This is a genomic window from Bacillus sp. PK3_68 (genome assembly GCF_003600835.1).
Taxonomy (GTDB): domain Bacteria; phylum Bacillota; class Bacilli; order Bacillales; family Domibacillaceae; genus Pseudobacillus.
Window position 1 is genome coordinate 451,913 of record NZ_NQYC01000001.1, and the last position, 21,072, is coordinate 472,984.

19 protein-coding genes and 1 riboswitch are annotated in these 21,072 nt (G+C 41.0%); of the genes, 3 read left to right on the forward strand and 16 right to left on the reverse strand.

Annotated elements, in window-relative coordinates:
- Window positions 1-296: 296 nt before the first annotated feature.
- The 5 genes from CJ483_RS24325 to CJ483_RS02225 all read right to left on the reverse strand — a co-directional run bounded on the left by CJ483_RS24325 (window position 297) and on the right by CJ483_RS02225 (window position 5,102).
- Window positions 297-434 carry a hypothetical protein gene (locus CJ483_RS24325; protein ID WP_182916938.1) on the reverse strand — a complete coding sequence of 46 codons (138 nt, stop codon included), beginning with the start codon at window positions 432-434 and terminating at the stop codon, window positions 297-299.
- Between the two features lie 495 nt (window positions 435-929).
- Window positions 930-1,508: a cupin domain-containing protein gene (locus CJ483_RS02205; RefSeq protein WP_120037747.1), complete on the reverse strand. Its 579-nt coding sequence runs from the start codon at window positions 1,506-1,508 to the stop codon at window positions 930-932.
- Window positions 1,509-3,338: 1,830 nt separating this feature from the next.
- Window positions 3,339-3,968, reverse strand: coding sequence for a metal-dependent hydrolase (locus tag CJ483_RS02215; protein WP_120031519.1), 630 nt, complete (start codon window positions 3,966-3,968; stop codon window positions 3,339-3,341).
- Window positions 3,969-4,218: 250 nt separating this feature from the next.
- The gene (locus CJ483_RS02220) at window positions 4,219-4,533 is read right to left on the reverse strand and encodes a hypothetical protein (protein WP_120031521.1); all 315 of its coding nucleotides are present in this window, start codon (window positions 4,531-4,533) and stop codon (window positions 4,219-4,221) included.
- A 221-nt stretch (window positions 4,534-4,754) separates the two neighbouring features.
- The gene (locus CJ483_RS02225; protein ID WP_120031524.1) at window positions 4,755-5,102 is read right to left on the reverse strand and encodes a hypothetical protein; all 348 of its coding nucleotides are present in this window, start codon (window positions 5,100-5,102) and stop codon (window positions 4,755-4,757) included.
- Window positions 5,103-5,315: 213 nt separating this feature from the next.
- On the opposite strand from CJ483_RS02225, the gene CJ483_RS24845 reads away from it, so the two are divergent.
- Window positions 5,316-5,447, forward strand: coding sequence for a hypothetical protein (locus tag CJ483_RS24845; protein ID WP_259455538.1), 132 nt, complete (start codon window positions 5,316-5,318; stop codon window positions 5,445-5,447).
- An 89-nt stretch (window positions 5,448-5,536) separates the two neighbouring features.
- On the opposite strand, the gene CJ483_RS02230 is transcribed toward CJ483_RS24845, so the two are convergent.
- Window positions 5,537-6,637, reverse strand: a complete 1,101-nt coding sequence (locus CJ483_RS02230; RefSeq protein WP_120031526.1) for an AbrB family transcriptional regulator — start codon at window positions 6,635-6,637, stop codon at window positions 5,537-5,539.
- A gap of 125 nt (window positions 6,638-6,762) precedes the next feature.
- On the opposite strand from CJ483_RS02230, the gene CJ483_RS02235 reads away from it, so the two are divergent.
- Window positions 6,763-7,635: a LysR family transcriptional regulator gene (locus CJ483_RS02235; protein ID WP_120031528.1), complete on the forward strand. Its 873-nt coding sequence runs from the start codon at window positions 6,763-6,765 to the stop codon at window positions 7,633-7,635.
- A 171-nt stretch (window positions 7,636-7,806) separates the two neighbouring features.
- Here the strand turns inward: CJ483_RS02235 and CJ483_RS02240 are convergent, their stop codons facing one another.
- The 9 genes from CJ483_RS02240 to CJ483_RS02280 all read right to left on the reverse strand — a co-directional run bounded on the left by CJ483_RS02240 (window position 7,807) and on the right by CJ483_RS02280 (window position 19,026).
- The gene (locus CJ483_RS02240; RefSeq protein WP_120031530.1) at window positions 7,807-9,405 is read right to left on the reverse strand and encodes an amidohydrolase; all 1,599 of its coding nucleotides are present in this window, start codon (window positions 9,403-9,405) and stop codon (window positions 7,807-7,809) included.
- 467 nt (window positions 9,406-9,872) lie between these two features.
- Window positions 9,873-11,489, reverse strand: a complete 1,617-nt coding sequence (locus CJ483_RS02245) for an amidohydrolase (RefSeq protein ID WP_120031532.1) — start codon at window positions 11,487-11,489, stop codon at window positions 9,873-9,875.
- Between the two features lie 405 nt (window positions 11,490-11,894).
- Window positions 11,895-13,265, reverse strand: coding sequence for a sigma-54 interaction domain-containing protein (locus CJ483_RS02250; protein ID WP_120031534.1), 1,371 nt, complete (start codon window positions 13,263-13,265; stop codon window positions 11,895-11,897).
- Window positions 13,266-13,558: 293 nt separating this feature from the next.
- A complete protein-coding gene (locus CJ483_RS02255) occupies window positions 13,559-15,682 on the reverse strand; it encodes a sensor domain-containing protein (RefSeq protein ID WP_120031536.1) in 2,124 nt (707 codons plus the stop codon).
- Window positions 15,683-15,769: 87 nt separating this feature from the next.
- A riboswitch (cyclic di-GMP riboswitch) is annotated at window positions 15,770-15,853 on the reverse strand.
- Window positions 15,854-16,104: 251 nt separating this feature from the next.
- Window positions 16,105-16,626, reverse strand: coding sequence for a MogA/MoaB family molybdenum cofactor biosynthesis protein (locus CJ483_RS02260; protein ID WP_120031538.1), 522 nt, complete (start codon window positions 16,624-16,626; stop codon window positions 16,105-16,107).
- 24 nt (window positions 16,627-16,650) lie between these two features.
- Window positions 16,651-17,661 (reverse strand): GTP 3',8-cyclase MoaA, encoded by a 1,011-nt coding sequence (moaA, locus tag CJ483_RS02265; protein ID WP_120031540.1) that lies wholly within the window; start codon window positions 17,659-17,661, stop codon window positions 16,651-16,653.
- Window positions 17,662-17,719: 58 nt separating this feature from the next.
- Window positions 17,720-18,328, reverse strand: coding sequence for a molybdenum cofactor guanylyltransferase (locus CJ483_RS02270; protein ID WP_120031542.1), 609 nt, complete (start codon window positions 18,326-18,328; stop codon window positions 17,720-17,722).
- Window positions 18,329-18,332: 4 nt separating this feature from the next.
- Complete coding sequence (gene moaD / locus CJ483_RS02275; RefSeq protein WP_120031544.1) at window positions 18,333-18,563, reverse strand: molybdopterin converting factor subunit 1; 231 nt, start codon at window positions 18,561-18,563, stop codon at window positions 18,333-18,335.
- Window positions 18,556-19,026, reverse strand: a complete 471-nt coding sequence (locus tag CJ483_RS02280; protein WP_120031546.1) for a molybdenum cofactor biosynthesis protein MoaE — start codon at window positions 19,024-19,026, stop codon at window positions 18,556-18,558. The genes moaD and CJ483_RS02280 overlap by 8 nt, the downstream gene beginning before the upstream one ends.
- Before the next feature lie 120 nt (window positions 19,027-19,146).
- Between CJ483_RS02280 and moaC the strand changes: the two genes are divergently transcribed.
- On the forward strand, window positions 19,147-19,641 hold the full coding sequence (moaC, locus tag CJ483_RS02285) for a cyclic pyranopterin monophosphate synthase MoaC (protein ID WP_120031548.1): 495 nt from the start codon (window positions 19,147-19,149) through the stop codon (window positions 19,639-19,641).
- Window positions 19,642-19,655: 14 nt separating this feature from the next.
- On the opposite strand, the gene CJ483_RS02290 is transcribed toward moaC, so the two are convergent.
- Window positions 19,656-20,678, reverse strand: a complete 1,023-nt coding sequence (locus tag CJ483_RS02290; RefSeq protein WP_120031551.1) for a ThiF family adenylyltransferase — start codon at window positions 20,676-20,678, stop codon at window positions 19,656-19,658.
- Between the last annotated feature and the right edge of the window lie 394 nt (window positions 20,679-21,072).

Below are 21,072 nucleotides of genomic sequence, written 5' to 3' on the forward strand. Positions count from 1 at the left end.
GCCTTTTTATCATCCATCTTTTTAATCAAGTCTGTAAACTCTTTTAAATACTCATCAGCAGTAATGATCCCTTTATGAGATAAAACATTAATCAATGCCACTACACTTGCTGAATGAACCTCATCACTATTTAAATATTGGATGTTTCAAAGGCACTATTCCAATCTTTTTTTGCAAGTTATCAACCACCTTTTAATAATTCACTTTCAAGAAAGGAACTTTATTCTCGATATGCTGAGAGGATAATCTAGCCACCTCAAATAAAAACAGCTAAAGAATGCTACTATTGCTTACTCCTATTCATACTCTTCTATATACGTAATCCCTTCCGATGTTAACTCCGGACCCTTCTCCCCATCACTCGTGCCATCAATTTGGACTAGATGGTTCTTTTTAATCGTGTCTATTTCAGCTTCAAATTGCTCCTGATTCATCGAAAAGTCACTCTAGTGAAGTTGCTTTCCATTCTGAATTTCTTTAAGAATCTCGTAGGTGAATTCGTCTCTTTCCATATTGCCTCCTCTGTGTTATCTCCCTGGAAAACTAGTTCGTTGTCTGCTAACTTGCTTACCAATTCCCTGCAAACACTTGGACCAAACGCTTCGATAACAACTAGAGGAAATTAACCCCTCCTCTCTCTTTTCTTAAATACTCCTTCTCTTGTATGTTCCTCTATTAGCACCCATAAGGCTCTTTTGGATCACTTCTCATTTTCAACAGAAGCAGCAGCTGTCGACAGTCGGTCGTTTTGTAAAAGAATCTCACAATCTAGCCAACTAACTGACTGATAATGGAAAAATAAAAAGGTACCCAAAACGGCACCCTGTTTGTTCGATTATTGGACGGAATTTGTCCGTTTTTTGTTCCGTTCTTCCCCTAAAACAATTATTAAGGAAAAGTAACCATAAAACTATTCAACCTGCTATTTATTAGTGTGTTTTTTTCTCAGCCGCCATTGCATCTGCTTTCGTTTTATAAACAGTACCAAATGGATGCTCAGGTGGCGCATAGATCGAGTAAAGCTTCATTGGCTTATTTCCAGTATTGATGACATTGTGCCATGTCCCTGCTGGTATCATAATTGCGTAATCCTCATACACTCTTTCTTCAAAATACAAATTATCTTTAGTATTTCCTGCCTGAACCATTCCTTGCCCTTCTTCAATGCGCAAAAACTGGTCAACTGTCGGATGAACTTCTAATCCGATGTCTTTTCCCACTCCAATACTCATCAGAGTTACTTGTAGATTTTTCCCTGTCCATAGGGCCGTACGAAATGTGTTGTTTTGGTTAGTGGCCTTATCAATGTTTACAACAAATGGTTGGGTTCCATAATCTTTTAATCCAAAGCTTCCTTTACCTTTTAAAGGCTGTGGAGAAGCAAATCGGTTTCCATGCTTCATCTCATTAGGCATGGGCCAATAAGCCGACTGTCTTCTCTGGTTATCTATCGGCGGGTTAACATAGTAAGGATGTGGATATTGATACATATAAGGAACGTAATACATCACTTTCATTCCTTTCATCAATTTATAGAATTATCCTATGCACCATATTTAGGGAGTGTACTTTGATTTATGGTGACTTATTTAAAGGAATCCTCTATTATCCCCAATACCCCCCTCCCATTCAATGGCTCGATTGCGTAATAATGAAATACGCTTTTTCAAATAACTGCTATTCTCTGTTTGAACGGTAAGCGCCCAACGGTATCTCCTTGGCCCTCATAATCAAGTTTTGTCTTTCTTTTCCATTTATATCTATAAAAAGATTTAATTGTTTTGCATTCCTCCCCTTTCCATAAAATAAAAAAAGACACCAAACCATAAAGCAGCTGCATACTGCCTTAATGGTTTGGTACCCTCTCTTTTTCCGTTAAGCTCTATAGTAAGCTGTTATATTTTCAATGAACTATAATCTTAATAAAATTTGATTCTCACCTCCCCACACTTCTTACATTCGTAAACTTTCCCTCTCACTTTCGTATCATCAATACGTAAAGCCCATGAATGCCTGCAAAATATCTTTCTTAGCACCTTAACTACCCCTTCTGCACGCTACACATTTAGGTAGGAGCACGCAAATGCCAGTTGCTAACTCCAAATTTTTAACACATTCCTTATTTTCCCATTACAACCAATTACATTCAAGGGATTTTTAACCTATCTCTCATTCATCTATCGCTTGTTATTCGTCCAACAAATGCATCAAATAGCATCCTGGCCAGACATCCGAACCCATTGTCTTTTATTACATGAAGCACCGTCCTAGCTGCCTTCGATTTCTGCCTGACTATAAGGTTAGAATCTTTCATTAGGACGCTCCCGACCTCTTATAATTGAAGTGTTGATGCTTTCCAGAGGCTGAGATCTTTCCTGTTGTATATTTTTATTTGAATTGGAAATACTGGTTAAAGAGTCACCTGTTCGTTCCCCCAGAACATATACAGGTTAATAAGTCTGCCAGGAGATTTTCCTGGCTTTTTTATATTCTTCTTTTCAATATTCTTTTCGCCTGAAGCATTCAGACGACAAATCATCATGTATAACGAGTATCTGCTCGCAAGATCACTTGGGTACATTGGATGAGTTTCATGGCTAATAAAACTCATAAGAACGACTATAAAATCCTTCACGATTGCCACAAGAGATCGTCATTAGATTACAAATCAATCTCCTTCTCAGTAAACACCGACTATAAAATCTCGATCAAGCAATCTGCAAGCGTGTTTTTATGAATGTGTTATAAAAAAATGCCGTGCTGCTAAGAAAAAATTACAAACTACATACTCCTTCTTATATGGAGAGCGTAGAGGACAAGCGCTTGGTTTAACGTACAATGACATTGATTTTGAGAGAAAAACACGTACAGTTAACAAAATACGAGACGAAAAAAATACCAGATCGTCGAAAACTAAAAAATAGTTATCGAACAATACTGGTAGACGACATTTTATTAAAACAGCTGAAAACGCATCGAGCTTGGTGTATTCAAACAACATTCCGTTATGGTTCTAGCTTAAAGGATGAAGATTTTATTTTTATTTTCTATAGAGCTGCTCAACTAATACGAAGCCGTACCATAAAGTTCTGTTTTGACCATATAATGAACGAGCGGGTTAGCACTAGTTACAGCTTATGGGCTACACTATTTTAATAAGACCGCTTATTTCAGTCAAAGTCACCGCTGAACGTTTAGAAAACACTCCAGAGGTGGATTAAGTTAAAAGAAAAGCCCGTCCAAGCATTCAACAGCATGATCAATATGTAATATTGGGGAACTCTGGGGGAGTTTTTAACCTCTCCCTCAATCCCTTTTATAGCCCGGGTTCTCCCGCCTTAAAACTCTTTATTAAACAATGGCTGAAACCATTTAATGCCTCTTTTATTAGCCGGCCATACTTTCATATCTGCTACTAAATGGCTCATGTAAGCGATCGAAGCAGCCAAAAAGCTGCCTTCAATTCCTACACTTTGTTGGAATTGCCACGCTATCCCTGCAAAACAGGCAGCTCCTATTAAAGAGTGAGTTAATGAACGGTGAGATAAAAATGAAGAAACAATAATAAACCCGCTTAACAACAACAGCCAAAAAATATCGGCATACCAAGCGGTCACACCTAATCCAGCTCCTGTTATAAAGAGCATCGTACGCTGCTTAATAAACAATCTAGGCAATATCGTCAAGCAAAGACCAACGATGAAGCCAGCCGACTGAACAAAACCGCTCAACATTACGTAGCTATAGCCAATTAGAAGCAGGCCAGCTGCTGCAAAAAACAAGATCAGCCACTTTTTTGATATAGTAATTCGATTGGACAGCTTTCCATTTACGTCAAGGTCAGGTGCAAGACCAGCTACTGCCCCAATGCCAACTAATGCAGCTGTAGTAAGAGGATCCGTATGTAAATAAACAGCTGTTGCTAATCCGGAGCCTCCTCCGATAGCCAAATGAGCCGATCCTTTCATCTATTTCCATCCTTTTCTTTTTCTCCATTATAACAAACAAACGTTCTTAATCCTATAAAAAAATGAACGGTAATGATCTTATCTACACTAAATAACTCCCCTCTTTCTCTTTAACTGTTTGTCTATTTCACCTCACGCTCTCGCCCTTCAGATCGAACGATAGCAGCTAGCAAACCCTACATCCATACATAACTAGATAAGGATCTCCTTTAGTTTTGCAAACAAAAAAACCCTGCGAGTAAACACAGGGTTAAGCATTCGTGTGCCGCTCAATCACTTGAAGAAGCCAGTCCTGCACACTTTCAATATATTCACCGGAAATATCAAGCTCTGCGAGTACAGTTCCTTTGCCGATAATTTTTAATCCTGGTACGAGAGCCGGTTTTTTCGGATTCATCGAATATACAACCGTATCTATGTGATGAATCGGAATCCGAACATTTGTGACTATACCTTTACTGATTAAAAATCCCTTATCCACTTTAATCACATTTTTCTTCCAACGATATTCCGTATCGGTAGTCGTGCATTCAATAGCAGCATCTTCATTTATGAAGGGTGTCATATATATACCTCTTTTTCACTATATATGGTCAATCACATCACCTATAACCTATCAGCTTTGAATTGCTTTGTAAACAAAAAATTCCTTTCGTCAATGAATTGTAAATAATATGCTGGGATCGGCAAATATAAAACAAAAAAAAGAGCTTTTTTCAAAAAAATAAAATATAGCCCCACTATAATAAATAGCCGGGGCCTGCCTGTTCGCTCATCACATTGTCATTATATAACTTCTGCTTTTGTATACACACCTGGATTTTGCTCTTTTAATTCTCTGATTAGCATTTTAGCATTTCTCACTCTGAGAAGATAAGAAACATTTGAACGCGTATATACCGCTACACTATCGAGCCTTCCCAGAAAGGTCTCAACATTAAACCGGAAACGCGGCTTCGCTGTTTTTCCTATTTTTACAACTTCCACAATTTCTGATAATGGGATATTTACTTGATTGAATGTATCCTCTGTAATCAGCATGCCATGATCTATTTTATAGTTTGACGACTGTTTTTTCCGCTGTAAGTACAGCCCCAAAAACAGTGCACCGGTAAGAAGCAACAACAATTCCACCTTGTGACACCTCCTCTTCTTCTTCGTATGGCGCCCTTCAAACCTCATTTCTCCCGTTTCTATTACTGTACCCATTTTTCTGTTTTTTACCCGTGCGTTTCACATTCTTTGGAAAGAAAAACTTTTTTCAAAAAGTTTAAAGCAGGCAAAAAAAGATAATATCAATAGTAAGGTGTGCACGTTTTGAAAGCCGCCAGGTTTAGGAGGAAAATTATGAAAAAATTAGACGAAGAAAAGTTATTAATAAGGATTACTCAATTAGAAGAGATTGTTCTCGAATTATCTGACCGAATTAGACAGATGAGCGAAGAACTTATTGAAATGAAAGAGGAAAAAATTCATTAAGAAGGGCAGTCTAAAAGTTGGTGGATAACCAATTTTTAGACTGCCCTTTTCTGAATAACAGCGATGAATTTGTTTTTCTCTCGCTTAAATTACGCAGAGAGGTGCGAATGAACCTCCTTCCGCATCTCCCAACCGTGCAGCAATCGAAAGAAAGGCGGTAACACAAGACAAACGGCCAAAATTCTAAGCACTTGCACAGCAACTACAAAGGTCGAATCTGCATCAAGTACAACCGCTGTCGTGGCCATTTCAGCAATTCCCCCTGGTGCAAAAGCGAGTGCAGCTGTTTTAAAATCTATGCCTGTCACAAGAGAAACAAGGTATGCACAGGCAAACATCACACCAATCAGCCCAATGGTACTGATCAAGCCGACAATCAGCGTCTGCTTCAGTCCGATAAACATTTTCTTATGAAAACGGACTCCAATCGATACGGCAATCAAAATTTGTGACAAAACGATCAAGTTGTGCGGCCAGTAGGCTACCATATTATGACCGGCATAGGAAGAACTGAATGATTGAACAATTGCCACAGCTGTCATGCTTCCCAGAAGCCAAGGTGCCGGGAATTTTAAATATTTCCCGATATGATAACCGCCCCATCCTGTCAGAGCTAATACGGCTGTCCACAGCAATTGACTTGGCTCAAATCCCAGTGAAGTCTGTTGCACAGCCGCTGCGCTAGCTGGATGTATCGTCCAAAGTGAAACGAACACCGGAATAATTAAAATCACTAAAAACACACGCATGGTCTGAATAATGCTCACCACTGCAGTGTTGGCGCCTACCTCTTCCGCCAGTGCCGGCATAGCTGACAATCCGCCAGGCGCTGTGCCAAAAAAGCTTGTGAGCATATCTGAGCGGCTAAATTTCCATAAACTAAGACCGGAAAGTAATGAGAAAACAACTGATAATCCGATCATAAGAGTGATAACGATCCAATGAGACTGAAAAGCAGTTAACACCGACAGGTTAATCTTTTGACCCAATTGAATGCCCAATATTAACTGTCCTATATATAACCAGCTTTTAGGGATGTCTTTTGCTCCTGAAATTTGCGGAAAAGCAAAAGAAATAAAAGCGGCCGCAAGCAAGGTTCCTAACATCCAACCAATTGACAAACCAGTCAATGATAACAACAGCCCGCCAAGGCTGCTTACTAGTAGGACGACCCATTTGTTTACTTTCATCCGATCCTCTTCTTTCTTTTCTTGTTGTCTATAAATAAATTATACTAAGATTAAAGAAATAAATAAAATATCGCTTTTTTATCTTTAACCATAAAATATAGTTATAGCAGAAAGGAAAAAGAGCAATGGATGAAAGAGATTGGCGCGTCTTACAAACATTATTTAATGAAAAAAACATGACAAAAGCGGCAAACAAGCTGTACATTTCTCAGCCCGCACTAACGAACCGTTTAAAGCAAATGGAAAAGGAATTCGGTGTGCAAATTGTCAATCGTGGACGGCGCGGTGTACAATTTACTCCCCAAGGAGAGTATCTTGCTAAATGTGCTGATGACATGCTGTTAAAGCTGCAGCATATAAAAGAGAATGTGCTGAACATGGAAAAGAAAATTACTGGCACACTCCGGCTCGGTGTCTCCACCTTTTTTACAGATTATAAACTTCCCGGGCTGCTAAAGCTCTTTAAAGATGAATACCCCGATATAGAATTTAAAGTGATGACAGGCTGGAGCAACGAAATTATTCATTTAGCTTATAACCAGGATGTACACGTTGCTTTTGTGAAAGGAGATTATAGTTGGAAAGGCGGCAAAAAGCTCTTATTCGAAGAGCCAATTTATATTGCTTCCAGAGAAAAAATTACTTTGGAAGATTTGCCCGATCTGCCGCGGATCGATTATCATACAGATCAGAACTTGCGGACAGTCGTCGATAATTGGTGGGCAGAAAACTATACGAAACCGCCTCTTGTCAGTATCGATGTAGACAAAGCCGGCACAAGCAAAAATATGATGGCCAACGGCTTGGGCTATGCTATTTTGCCAGGGATGCTCTTAAGCGATTTAAAAGATGTGTATAAAATAGCCATCCGCTCAAAAGATGGACAGCCGATCATCCGAAAAACGTGGATGATTTTCCATGAAGAATCGCTCCAGCTTAACATTGTCCGGGCTTTTGTTGAATTTATGGAGCAGGTGGATTTGGAGAAAATTAACTAGCTGTCCGATGAACCGTCAAACCTATTGGCGTAAACAACTAAAAGCAGACCGCTCGGTAATAGTTCAATTACGGGGCGGTCAATGATCTTTTTGTTCAGTCCAACTGACAGCTAATGACTTTATCCAGTCTCGTTAGTCGGTTCCATTATTAATGGCATTCTCTTTAGTTGTTTACCCCCGGTAAACAACCTTTCCGTCCACGATGGTCATCTCGATTTTGGTCGTTAACAGTTCGTCTGGATCCTCCATTGACAAAATGTCGTTTGAATAAACCGTCATATCGGCTAGCTTCCCAGGCGAGATCGTTCCTTTTTTATGTTCCTCATTTGTCGCGTATGCCCCACCGATGGTAAATAGCTTGAACGATTCAAGCATTGACAGCTTCTCTTTTTCATTCCAGCCGTCATGCGATTGTGCAGGGTCTCTCCGGGTGACTGCTGCATGAATACCTAACAACGGATCAACAGGCTCGACCGGTGCATCGGACCCCCCTGCACATACTACTCCAGCCGTTAACAGCGATTTCCAGGCATATAAATACTGGATTCTTTGCTCTCCAAGTCTTTCTTTTACCCACGGGAAATCCCCAACTAAAAATCTCGGTTGAATGTCTGCTACTATGTGTGACTTTGCCAAGCGCTGGATCAAGTCCTCTCGCAGCAACGACACATGGATAATGCGGTCGCGGTGATTGACTTTCGGAAATTGATCAAGTATTTCCAGCACATTTTCTACTGCCTGATCACCAATGGTATGAACAGCTATTGGCATGGAGTGCTCTCTTGCCTCTTTCACCATGTGATAAAGCTCTTCCTGGCTGTGCTGCGCTTCCCCAAACTGGTTCGGCGCATCATAATAAGGCTCTGAGAGTAAAGCGGTTCTTTTCCCAAAGGCCCCGTCTGCAAAAATCTTTACTGCACCAATTTGCAATTTATCATTCCCATAACCTGCATATATGCCTCTCTCCTTCAAGCGATCAAGAAAAGGGTAATCAATTAAAAGGTTGCACCGCAGACCTTTTTCCTCTTCATTGATTAATTCATCATACATTTTATATGTTTGATCAAAGCCGCCCAGGTAGAGCGGATCATTCGTATGGACGCTTGTTATCCCCCGCTGTGCGACATGGTCCATTGCTTGCCCCAGGCCGGACTTCAATTCCTCATATGTATGGTCCGGTATGTAATCGGTAACCAGCTTAGAAGCCGATTCAAGCAGCAAACCCGTTGGTTTTTTGGTAGTTTCATCAAGAACAATGCTTCCGCCAGTTGGGACTGTTATGGACGGGTGGTAATGGGACATTTCAAGTGCTTTGCTGTTTACAAGAAATGCATGGTGACAAATTCTCTTTAAGAAAACCGGGCAATGCGGGGCAACTTGATCTAGTTCCTGTATCGTCGGCATCGTTCCATCGGTAAAAAGGTTCTCATCCCATCCCATACCAAGCAGCCACTTACCCGGCGGAGTGGCACTCGCTCTCTCGCGTATTTTTTCAAGCATCGCTCGTTTAGATGTGATCCCAATCAAATTTAAATCCAAATATTGAAAAGCAACCCCTGAAAGATGAAGATGACTGTCAATCAGTCCGGGAGTCACCATCTTCCCTTGTAAATCGATAATTTTTGTGTCGCTATCTCCCCATTTTGTCATCATTTCTTTATGGGATCCTATCTCTGTAATCCGTCCACCGTCTACGACGACTGTTTCAACTAACGGTTGGTTTTCATCAAATGTGTGAATTACCCCATTAGTAAATATTGACTTTGACATAATGACCCTCCCAAAACATCAAGTAAAATAAAAGCACATAACGGGCGTCTATTAACTGCATAATCATGCATAATTACAATTATTTTATCAAAAAATAAAGATCTTACTAATAAAATAATTAAAAATATTTATTTATTGAAAAAAGGCGGCTACTATTAAATTGCTGCTAGCTTTATGCCTACATGAAGGCTGCCTTTCTTTAGTGTCGAGTCAAAGGTCTGCGGCCGCATATAAGACCCTAACGCCGTTCGAATAATTGTTGCAATAAACGATAAAGTTCCCTCCCTTGATCAGGAAGCGTTAAAAAATTAAGCTTCGCTGTTCTGAAGCCTAACATAAATAAACCGGGATGTTTGTCTCTCCCAAAATAGAAAGTGTTAACCTATCGAATATGTGAAATATTCACTATATTCTTTATGGAATGACAGATCTATTTCTCCTCTCATCCTACAAAGTTCATATCTCGTTTAACTTTTTACTGCGGCTTCTCTTTGATACACACACTTTCCGCCCATATAGGTTTCCATGACTTGAAGTTCATCAATTTTTTGTGGATCGATCTCTAAAATATCTTGATCAAGTATAATGAAGTCTGCGTAATAACCCGGTTTTAACTGGCCGACATTCGGAATACGTGTCAACTGCTGAGCCGCTCTTGTATAAAGCTCAATCGCTGTAGCCACATCTACCCTCTCATCTTGTCCAGTGTCCGTTCCATCATATGCCTTGCGTGTAATAGCTGATTTAATTCCAAGGAATGGATTTACCGGGTCAGCCCATGCTGTTCCTGGGGCATCAGATGAAAAGGCGACTTCTATGCCCTCTTTTAGCATCGATTTTATAGGATAAGTACTTTTTGTCCGTTCCGCTCCTAAGTTTTTCAGATAGCTCTCTATTTCGGCATATAGGAAAACCGGTTGTGTAACAATGCCAATTCTGGCTTTAGCCATGCGTTTCATCGCTTGTTCAGTAGGCAAAGTAACATGCTCAATTCTGATGGATGGAGCGTCCTCCAGCCAGCCTTCTTTATCATAGAACGTATCAACAATTAAGTCGATCGCTTGCTCCCCCATCGCATGAATCACTAACTGAATGCCGTATTGTTTAGCCGCTTCACCCGCAGCCAATAATTCAGCTTTTGACGTAGTAGCAATTCCGCAATTTTCTCCTTCACCCAAAAATGGCGGATTCACCCATGCTGTCTGTCCAGAAATGCTTCCATCTGAAAACAGTTTGATTCCGCCAATATGAATAGGATTCTCTCGATTTGTTCGCTCCTTATCTTGAATCGGCCGTTTTTGTAAATCTTCCCATAGGTAGTAAAGCACCGTGCGTTGCTTCAACCCTTTTTCACGGCCTTGATTGTACATCTCCAAGTAATCAACCGGTTCTACTCTAGCCATTAAATCGGTCACCGCTGTAATGCCATGAGCAAGTAATTTAGGACTTAGCTCGGCTAATGCTAAAGCGTCCTCTTCAATTGTCTGAACAGGCATGATTTTAAATACTAATTCCCTTGCACTTTCACGCAAAACGCCTGTCGGTTCGCCATTTTCATCCTTATCAATTTGTCCACCCGGAGGATTTGGCGTATCTTTTGTGATGCCGGCCATCTCTAATACTTTGCTATTCACCGTAGCAATATGAACACATGAGCGACTGGCAATCACAGGCACATCTGGAGCAGCTTTATCGAGATCCCAACGTGTCGGCATCCGACCTTCCGCTAATTTCCCCTCATCATATCCCCAGCATTGAATCCAGGATTCCTCCTTCAAATTCTTTCTCGCTTCCTGAATCTTTTCAATCAACTCAGCGATAGAGTAGACATTCGGAGGAAGAGCAGCAATTTGCTTTGAATACATAGCTAAATGCCATGGGTGAAGATGAGCATCAATGAGTCCCGGAAGTACCCGTTGACCTTGAAGATCGATGACATCACCTGCTGTTAAGGCAACCTCCTCCTGTTTGCCAACCCATATAATTTTGCCATCTTGCACCTTCATAGCAGTTGCATATGGTTGGTCGGGATTAGATGTGAAGATTTTGCCGTTTATAAAAGTTGTTATGCCTTGGTTGTTCATTTCTACCGTTTTCCTTCCCAAATTAAATTATTAGATGATTACTTTTCGATTTGCCCACTTATTTCTTGGCAGATCCTCAACGCTCACCTACTCAATCCCTACTAAAGATTGAATGATCCGCTTTCATTTTCTTGTTTTTATTGGTGTGTTGTTGCTTAAGTCATCCAAAATAAAAGCGGTTGCACCGTGTATGCTTGCGCATGTTAATTAATGATTTTGCTGACGTTATATTCAAATGCAATTAATGTGCCAATTTTATCAGGAATATATCCTTCCACTCTTCCTCATTGCTTTATGACTGGAAAACGGCTGACTTATTTAAAGTTTGTCGAAGCGATTGGCGAAAGAATTTTCTTTCTCCACACAAAAAAGAGGGAGAAAATTCTCCCTCCCTCGTAAAAAATTTTACCGCAATCTGTATTTATCCATTTTGTATTTTAATGATTGTTTAGAAAGCCCGAGTCTTCTTGCTGTCTGAGCTATGACCCCATTGGCCTGTTCCAACTCACCCATAATAATTTTTTTCTCATAATCCTCTACTGCTTCACGAAGAGAATGAATGGTAGCACTTATTCTATTAGCTTCAGGAACAGGCCGTTTATATTCCCGAATCCTCTTCGGGATATCTTCTAGTGTAATCCGATGGTCATTTGCCTGATTAAAGGCAGTCTCTACTGCGTTTTTTAATTCCCTAATATTCCCCGGCCAGTCATAGGCTTTAAAGCAATCCATCACTTCCTGATCAATCTCATCGATAAAAATATTCATATTATTATTATAGAAGTTGACATAATGCTCCAATAGTACTTCAATATCTTCCTGTCGTTCCTTTAAGTTGGGTAGATCAATTTGGACGACTCCTAGCCGATAATAAAGATCTTCTCTCATTCTCTTCTCGGCAATTAGTAGATCAGGATCCTCATTTGTCGCTGAGATCACTCTTAAATCCACCTTAATATTTTTTTTGCCCCCTATGCGCCTAACGGACTTTTCTTCAATTGCTTTTAGAAGTTTTACCTGAAGGCCAATCTCTAAAGAATTAATTTCATCCAAGAACAGCGTTCCGCCCTCCGCTTGTTCAAATAGGCCTTGTTTATCTTCTGCCCCGGTAAAACTCCCTTTCGTTGTTCCAAATAACGTGCTTTCGAGCAAGTTAGCGGGAACGGCTCCACAATTTAAAGAAACGAAAGGCTGGCTGTATCTGTCACTTAAATTATGTATAGCTTGGGCAATAACTTCTTTTCCTGTTCCTGTCCTTCCGTAAATAAGTACAGTTGAATCCGTTTTTGAAATTTTTTCGATTTTATTTTTAATAGCTATCATAGTTGGATTGACGGTGATAATATCATCAATTGTATAAATGGTATCATTTTTACGGTACACTTTATGGCGAGCATACTTATCCATATGCTGAATATTTTCTTTCGGAAAAAAGTGTTTAGAAAACTCAACCGCTCCAATAATTCTATCTCCTTCTTTGATTGGGTAAGTCGAATTAACCGATACCACTATATTTCCTTTTGTTGTTGTAATTTCCTGTCTAATGTTACAAAGGGAACGGCCACTTCTTAATACATTCATTAACGTGCTATTTTCGTTGGTTAAATCTTTATAAAAAGAGGTGACATGTTTCCCTAGAAAGTTTTCGGGTCTGAGATGAAGCTCTTTCAATATATTTAAGTCAGCCATATCATAAAAAATAACATTTCCGTTCGCATCGACGACTAATACATTGTCGAAATCGGATAAGTTTTTAAAACTTTCTACATCAATCATCACCTTTTCTCCTCCTATCCGGTGTGAAAGTTCGTCATCTATGCAGCAGACCGCTCGTCAGTTAAAGTGTCCGCTTAGAAAATTAGTGTATTCCAATTGTACCATGTCCTTTTTTGAAAATTAAAGGCTGCAAAATTTATTGCCGTGCAGATGTATGACAGATTGCTTGAATGATTAGCCGGCATAAGCATAAAAACCCTGATGGTGAGCCTATGCAAAAGCGACCCCCAGGGTTAAATAAATTATTATTCATAATCTAAATTTTTTCAACGTTGGTATTATTTTCATTCGTGCTAGCCATCTGCTTTTTCGCTTTGCCCTCTTTCGGCCGCTTCCATTAAATAGGTTTCAAAGTCTTCTCCTGACAACGGTTTGCTAAATAAAAACCCTTGTCCTTGGCTGCAGCCATCCTCATTCAGCACATCTAATTGCTCCTGGCTCTCCACCCCTTCAGCAATAACATTGATCCCAAGCGTCCGTGCAAGAGTTAAAACAGCTTGTACAATTGCCTGACTTTCTTCATTTTGATGAATATCCCGAATGAAAGAGGCATCGATTTTCAACGTATCCACAGGTAAATATTTAATGTAGCTAAATGAACTGTATCCAGTACCAAAGTCATCAATAGAAATATGAATACCGATGTCCCGCAGCCTTTGCAAAGTATCGGCCGCGTGATCGATATCTGCAAATACACTTTCCGTTACTTCAAGCTCCAGCCATTGTGCCTCCAATCCGGTCTCTGTTAAAATTTCTTCAATTCTCTCTATAATATTGGGATGCGCTAATTGGCGAACAGACATATTAACCGAGATTTTTAATGGCGGGTACCCTTTGTTTTGCCATTCTTTATTTTGCCTACATCCACGCCGGAGAACCCACTCTCCAAGAGGAAGAATAAGGCCCGTTTCCTCGGCAACCGGAATAAATTTATTGGGAGAGATCCTCCCCAGCTCCGGATGGTCCCAGCGGACAAGCGCCTCCATTCCAATGAGTTGATTTTTAGAAATATCCATTTTGGGCTGATAATCAATATGAAATTGCTCAAGCTCAATCGCTTTTCTTAATTCATTCTCCAGCAGGATGCGCTCCAAGGATTTCTCTTCCATCTCTGGTTTAAATAATGCATAGCCGTTTCTGCCCCGTTTCTTAACGGAATAAAGAGCGGTATCCGCTTTATTTAATAGTTCATCTGCATCTTCACCGTTCACCGGAAAAAGTGCAATGCCAATACTGCAGGAAAGCGTATAGTGCTCGCCTGCAACTTTCAATGGTTCTTGAAAGTTAGAATGAATCCTTTTGGCAATCTGATCCAGCTCTTCCATGCCTGATACATTGTTTAGCAACACAGTAAATTCATCTCCACCCAGCCGCGCGACTAAATCACTTGGTCGCAGCGAGTTTTTAATACGGCGAGCAGCCTCAGTTAGGATAAAGTCTCCATTCTCATGTCCCCAAGAATCATTCACAAACTTAAAGCGATCCAAGTCGATAAACATAACAGCAAGCTGAGAAGAATAACTCTTAGCATGATCCACTTCTTTTCTCAATCGGTTCATGAATAATCGGCGGTTAGGCAAGTCCGTCAATGTATCATGATAAGCTAAATGATAAATCATTCTCTCTGATTTTTTCCGTTCGGTTATATCTCGCATCGCCAGCACGAAGCTTTTGATCTCCCCATCTTTATCAATGACGGGATTAATCTTCGTTTCCGTGTCCTTATACGCTCCCCGGTTCGTCTTTATACGGAATTCGAGCAGCGAGGATACTTTCTTTTTAGCAGCCAGAAGCTTTAACTCTTCAGAAAGAGTCAGTTGATCTTCTTCATGCACCCATTGAAAGATCCTTCCTGACTCTAATTTCGCAAGCTCATCGCCCAACAACAAAGCATGAGATGGAGACATGTAGAGGAAGCTTCCTGACTGATCAATCACTGATACCAAGTCAGATGAATTCTCTGCAATTAGTCGATATTTCCCCTCGCTCTCTCTCAATTCCTCTTCCATCTTCTTTCGAAGACTAATATCGTTTCTTATCGATGCATATTGATAAGGTTTCCCGCGATCATTCAAAAAAGGAACAATCGTTGTGTCTACCCAATAAAACGACCCATCTTTCGCCTTGTTTCTTATCTCTCCCTTCCAGATTTGACCGGAACCAATCGTTGCCCACATTTGTTTAAAAAACTCCCGTGAATGATAACCCGAATTCAATATACAGTGATCTTCACCAAGGAGTTCCTCCTCATTGTATTTAGAAATTTTGCAAAATTTTTCATTCACGTAAAGTATCTTTCCTCGATGATCGGTAATAGCGACAATAGAAGACTGATCAATTGCATATTTGACATCTGTCAACTCTTTTAAAATATTCTCCAATTGATTGTCTTCTACATTCTTAGAAGGTACAGGCATGATAAATCTCTCTCTTCTCTTTGTTTTTTCTTTTGCTGTACAATATTTACTATACATATCTGGGTATATCCAAACAAAAAAACCGACTCAAAAAAGAGTCGGTTGCACTACTCGCTCCAAGCCATTCAAGTGCCCACATACAAATGACTGTTCATCGCTTCCACCATAAGATTGTTATATAAAAAAATTCCACAAATGTCTTATTAGACTAACGTTTTTTATACAATTATCATAGTTCGATATACCCGACAAGTCAATGTCTACCGTTATTTATTTCTAGCATTATTCGTCTCTTAATGAGGCCTATTTCACAAAGAAACCTAACAATATTTATGAGGCCTAGATCAAAAACCTTGCTTTTTCCTCTGACAAGAGAAAAGGATAAATACACCTCGTCTTACTCGTTTTTTATCCTTATTCACTTATCTATCTTTATTTAATTCTGCCACAATATGGCCAACTTCACGCAAAACCAGTTTTTCCATCGCTAATGTTACTGCGCCAGTAGAACCCGGCAGCGCAAAAATGATCGTTTCTCCAGCTACACCTGCAACAGCTCGGGATAAGATAGCCGCAGAACCGATATCTTCTGTATAACTAAGATAACGAAACAACTCACCAAATCCGGTTAGCTCTTTCTCAAACAACGGTGCCACTGCTTCAATCGTCACATCCCGCTTAGCCACACCGGTGCCTCCATTAATGATCACCGCATTGATTTTGGGGTCTTCAATCCCTTGCCGAACAGCTCCTGTAATCTGTTCCTTTTCGTCAGGAACGATCTGGTAGCGTGCAATGGAATGGTGACTGTTGATTAAAAACTCTTTAATTTTTTTTCCGCTTTTATCCGTTTCTTCTGTTCGTGTATCGCTGACAGTAATCACCTGACAGACAACATGCTTTGCCGCTTGCCCTTTATGAGCATGTACTCGTCTTTCATTCATGTGAAATGGGTGCACCTCTCTTCTTTAACCGCCAATATAAGACATCTCAATTTTTGGCCGGTTCTTTGCTGTTTCTTCCGTTCGCTCATCGGAATAGCGGTCCGTTCGCGCAAGCCAAAGAGCTGACATATGATCTCTTACTTTTTCTATTGAACTCGTCGATCGGAGCACAGCCTTTAAATCGCTGCCTTTTGTAGCAAATAGACAAGTGTACAATTTTCCATCTGCAGATATTCTTGCCCGGGTACATGTCGAACAGAATGATTCTGTCACTGAAGAAATCACACCAAACTCTCCGCTTCCATCCTTATAACGAAAACGGCTCGCTACTTCGCCGTAATACGCTTCATCTGCTGGTTCTACAGGAAATTTGCTGCTGATGAACTTGACGATTTCTTGCTTGGATACGACCGAAGAAAGCTGCCAGCCATTCGTGCTTCCTACATCCATAAATTCAATAAAACGAAGGGGAATACCTTCTTTTTTAAAATAAGTCGCCATTGGCAAAATTTGTTGCTCATTTACACCTTTTTTCACAACCATATTTATTTTAATGCCAAGGCCGGCCTTCTGCGCTGATTCAATTCCTCTCAGCACGGTTTTCACGCTGACAGATCGGCCGTTCATTTGTTTAAAAATGGTATCATCAATCGCATCCATACTAATATTCACCCGTTGCAAGCCAGACGATTTCAATGCTGTAGCATACTTGGGCAACAAGACACCATTCGTTGTTAAAGCAATATCCTTAATATTTGTCTTGGCATATAAGCCATGAATTAACTCGGGGAGGTCTTTTCTAAGCAGGGGCTCTCCTCCCGTCAACCTGACTTTCTCTACGCCAAGCTCTGTTGCTGCTTGAACGACACGGATAATTTCCTCAAACGTCAAATATTCCTCTTTCGGTAAAAACGGATAGTCTGCGCCAAAGATTTCAGCCGGCATACAATAAGAACAGCGAAAGTTACACTGATCCGTCAAGGAAATCCGAATGTCTCTTAGCGGTCTGTTAAACTGGTCTTTTACTTGTCCCATTCATTTCTCCTTTCTGGATGCCACGGCTGTGCAGATGTTTGCATGGAGGCAGAGTGCCTTACTCATCTACAAATAATTGGCGATAGGCATCCTTCGTATTGATGTTTTGAAATAACCTTTCAGTTGATTGGAGATCAGCTTCCGTTATTTTCTTAACGTTTACTTCACTAAGTAAATCGATCATCCGATAGTTTCCCTTTGTAAGCTGGGCTGTAATAACAGGCAACACTCGGCGATGATAAACGGCTGCAAGCGGCTGTTGACGGCCGGCTATGCTGGGAATCACAGCATCAAATGACCGATCTGCTTCAGCAATGAGTGCATTCATCACTTTTTCGTTTATTAATGGCATATCACATGGAAGAACCACATACCATTCGGCGGTAACCTGCTTCATTGCGCTATATAAGCCAGCCATCGGCCCTTTCCCGCAAAAAGGGGGGATGTCTTCTGTTACCTTGACAGCGGGATCTTGACTAAATCGACTGGTAAGTGATGGATGACTGATGATCACCACTTGATTGGTAAAAGGAACAAGAGCTTGCAAAGAATACTCATAAAAGTATTTTCCATTGTATCGGACGAAGGCTTTAGGCTCACCAAACCTGCTTGATTCCCCACCAGCAAGTATGACACCGGCCCACAGCTTCTCTTTTTCCGTGGTCAATGCTTTACCCTCCGCTTACAGGCGGAATAAGCGCCACTGTATCGCCGGAACGGACCACATCATCTGAATCGGCATATTCCTCATTGACAGCTACAATGAGCGTGTCTGTCTCAATAGAGTACTTTTCACGCAGTTCGCTTAACAACTCTTCTACGGTCAATTCGTTGCTCGCTACTTCCAACTGCTCTTTGCCAATCTGCTCTTTCAAATGAGCAAAACAAAGAATGTTAATCATACATATTTTCTCCTTTCGGTCTTCCTTCTGGATAGGCTTCTGTCTCCAATTGATTGCCGATCCATTTTTCTCCGTCTTCCCAATGTTCTTTTTTCCAGATAGGCACAATTTGTTTAATTCGTTCAATGGCATATTCACTCGCCCTGAACGCATCCTTGCGATGTGGAGTAGACACGGCAATCACCACGGCAATATCAGAAATCTTTAAATGCCCTGTCCGATGTGTAATAGCCGTTTTTGCCTCTGGCCATTTCTGGCTAATTTCTTCTCCAATCTTCTCTAACTGTTTTTCAGCCATCGATTGGTAAGCTTCGTATGTTAAGGATAAAGTCCGGCGACCATGTGTATACTCCCGAACAGTTCCAATAAAATTAGAGATGGCCCCCGCTTCCGGTCGGACTACTTTCTTCGTTACCTCTTCAATAGAAATCGGGCGATCTGTCACAACAAATAACCGTTCCACCTTCCGTTCCCCCTTCTAAAAATCTATGTTAATAAACTTCTCTTATTTCGGTTCATTCTCCTTCCATGTTACAATCAAATAGCCATATTTAAGGAAAATCATACTGAAAAGAGGGATTGTATGTCTGAATTTACTCATTTTAACAACCAAGGCCGAGCGAAAATGGTGGATATTACTGAAAAACAGGCGTCTCATCGCTCGGCGGTTGCCCAAACAAGCGTGCTCGTCAATGAACAAATTTATCAGCAAATCAACGATCAGTCGATAAAAAAAGGGGATGTGCTTGCTGTTGCCCAGGTAGCTGGCATTATGGCTGCCAAACAGACGTCCTCTCTCATCCCCATGTGCCATCCCATTCCTATCAGCGGTGTAAATATCTCCTTTGATTGGGTAAGCGAAGATGCCAACTACAGGCTGGTTATTGCTGCTTCTGTGAAAACCAAAGGCAGCACAGGTGTAGAAATGGAGGCTCTTACAGCTGCGTCCGCTTGTGCCTTGACCGTTTATGACATGTGCAAAGCAGTCGACAAAGGTATGGTGATCGGCCCTACTTATTTAGTAGAGAAATCCGGCGGAAAAAACGGCGATTTTCACCGCAGCGAGCCTGTCCGTTAGAGACAGGCCGTTCGTTACCCAAATAATTTAGCATAATACTTTTTTGCCTCTGTTTGGTCGTTCGTTCCATGGACCAGGACCCGGCCGTCATAAAACACAGCTAGTCGGTGAGGAGAGAAATGAACGGTCACCATATATGGATTGCGCTTGACGGCATAACCTTGTCGGATAAACGAACGCTCTAATTCCAGAAGATTTACTTTTCTTGCATGCACCGGGCGAATCTGCACGGTATTTCTCCCGCATAACACTGATACTTTTGCTAGATTTTCATGGGAAAGATGCGGATAAACTGGCGATTCGCCGCATGTAGGGCACGTTTTTCGCTTTACTTTGCTCACCTTGATCTCCTGATGCATATTTTTCCAAAGATCAAACATAATAAGCTTGCCGTTTAGCGCCTCCCAATCTTCCACTAATATCTTCAATGCTTCTGTTACCTGATAGGAAATAACGTGAGTGGCTGCCGGGCCAATAATACCTGCCGTGTCACACGTATGTCCAGTGCCGACTGCTCCTTTTTCCCATAAACAGCGGAGACACGGTGTTTCTCCAGGCAATATAGCAAACACCATACCATGGCTGCCTGTACAGGCGCCATATATCCACGGAACTCCCAGCTGATGGGCGGCATCGTTAATCATGAGCCTTGTTTCATAATTATCGGTTGCATCAATAATCAAATCTGCCTCTTCAGCCCATTTTAGCAACTCAGCATAAGAAGCATCCATTACTTCTGCTTGGATCCTGACCGCCGAGTTAATAGCAGTAAGCCTACGTTTTGCAGCGATTGCTTTGGGAAGAGCCAGTCTTGCATCCTCTTCACTGTACAGCTGCTGGCGCTGCAAGTTACTTTCTTCCACATAATCACGGTCAACGATCGTCAAACGGCCGATTCCCGCACGCACTAACGCTTCTGCATTTCCTGTCCCGAGGGCCCCTGCGCCAATAAGAAGCACATGCTTCTCCTGCAACTTTTTCTGTCCTTCTTTGCCGACAGGAGAAAACAGCTCTTGTCTTGAATAACGTCCCTGCATCTTGATCTTCCTTTCTAGGGGCAAGACTGACTATCTATTACGCAAGCAAATTTCCTGCTTGAAAATCTTTTATTTTATGTTTTGTAAAAGTCTAATATACCTAGCTATAGCGGCTCATTTAGTTCTCTCAATCTTTATTATTTTACCATAAATTGAATGTATTCATCTGTCCAAGGCGGACTTTCACTCACAGATCAATTAAGAAATACAACACGACCGATCGTTTTCTTACTCAACATGGTCTTCTTCCTTGCCTCTGCCATCCTGTGTAAATTTTGCAACTGAAAAATCAAACCGGCCGTGCGGTAAAATAGGATTCCTTGCTGAAGACAGCCCCCTCTAATGAGTTAGATTTTCTTCTTTTTTACGAAAAGGCATACTATCCAATGAGGGC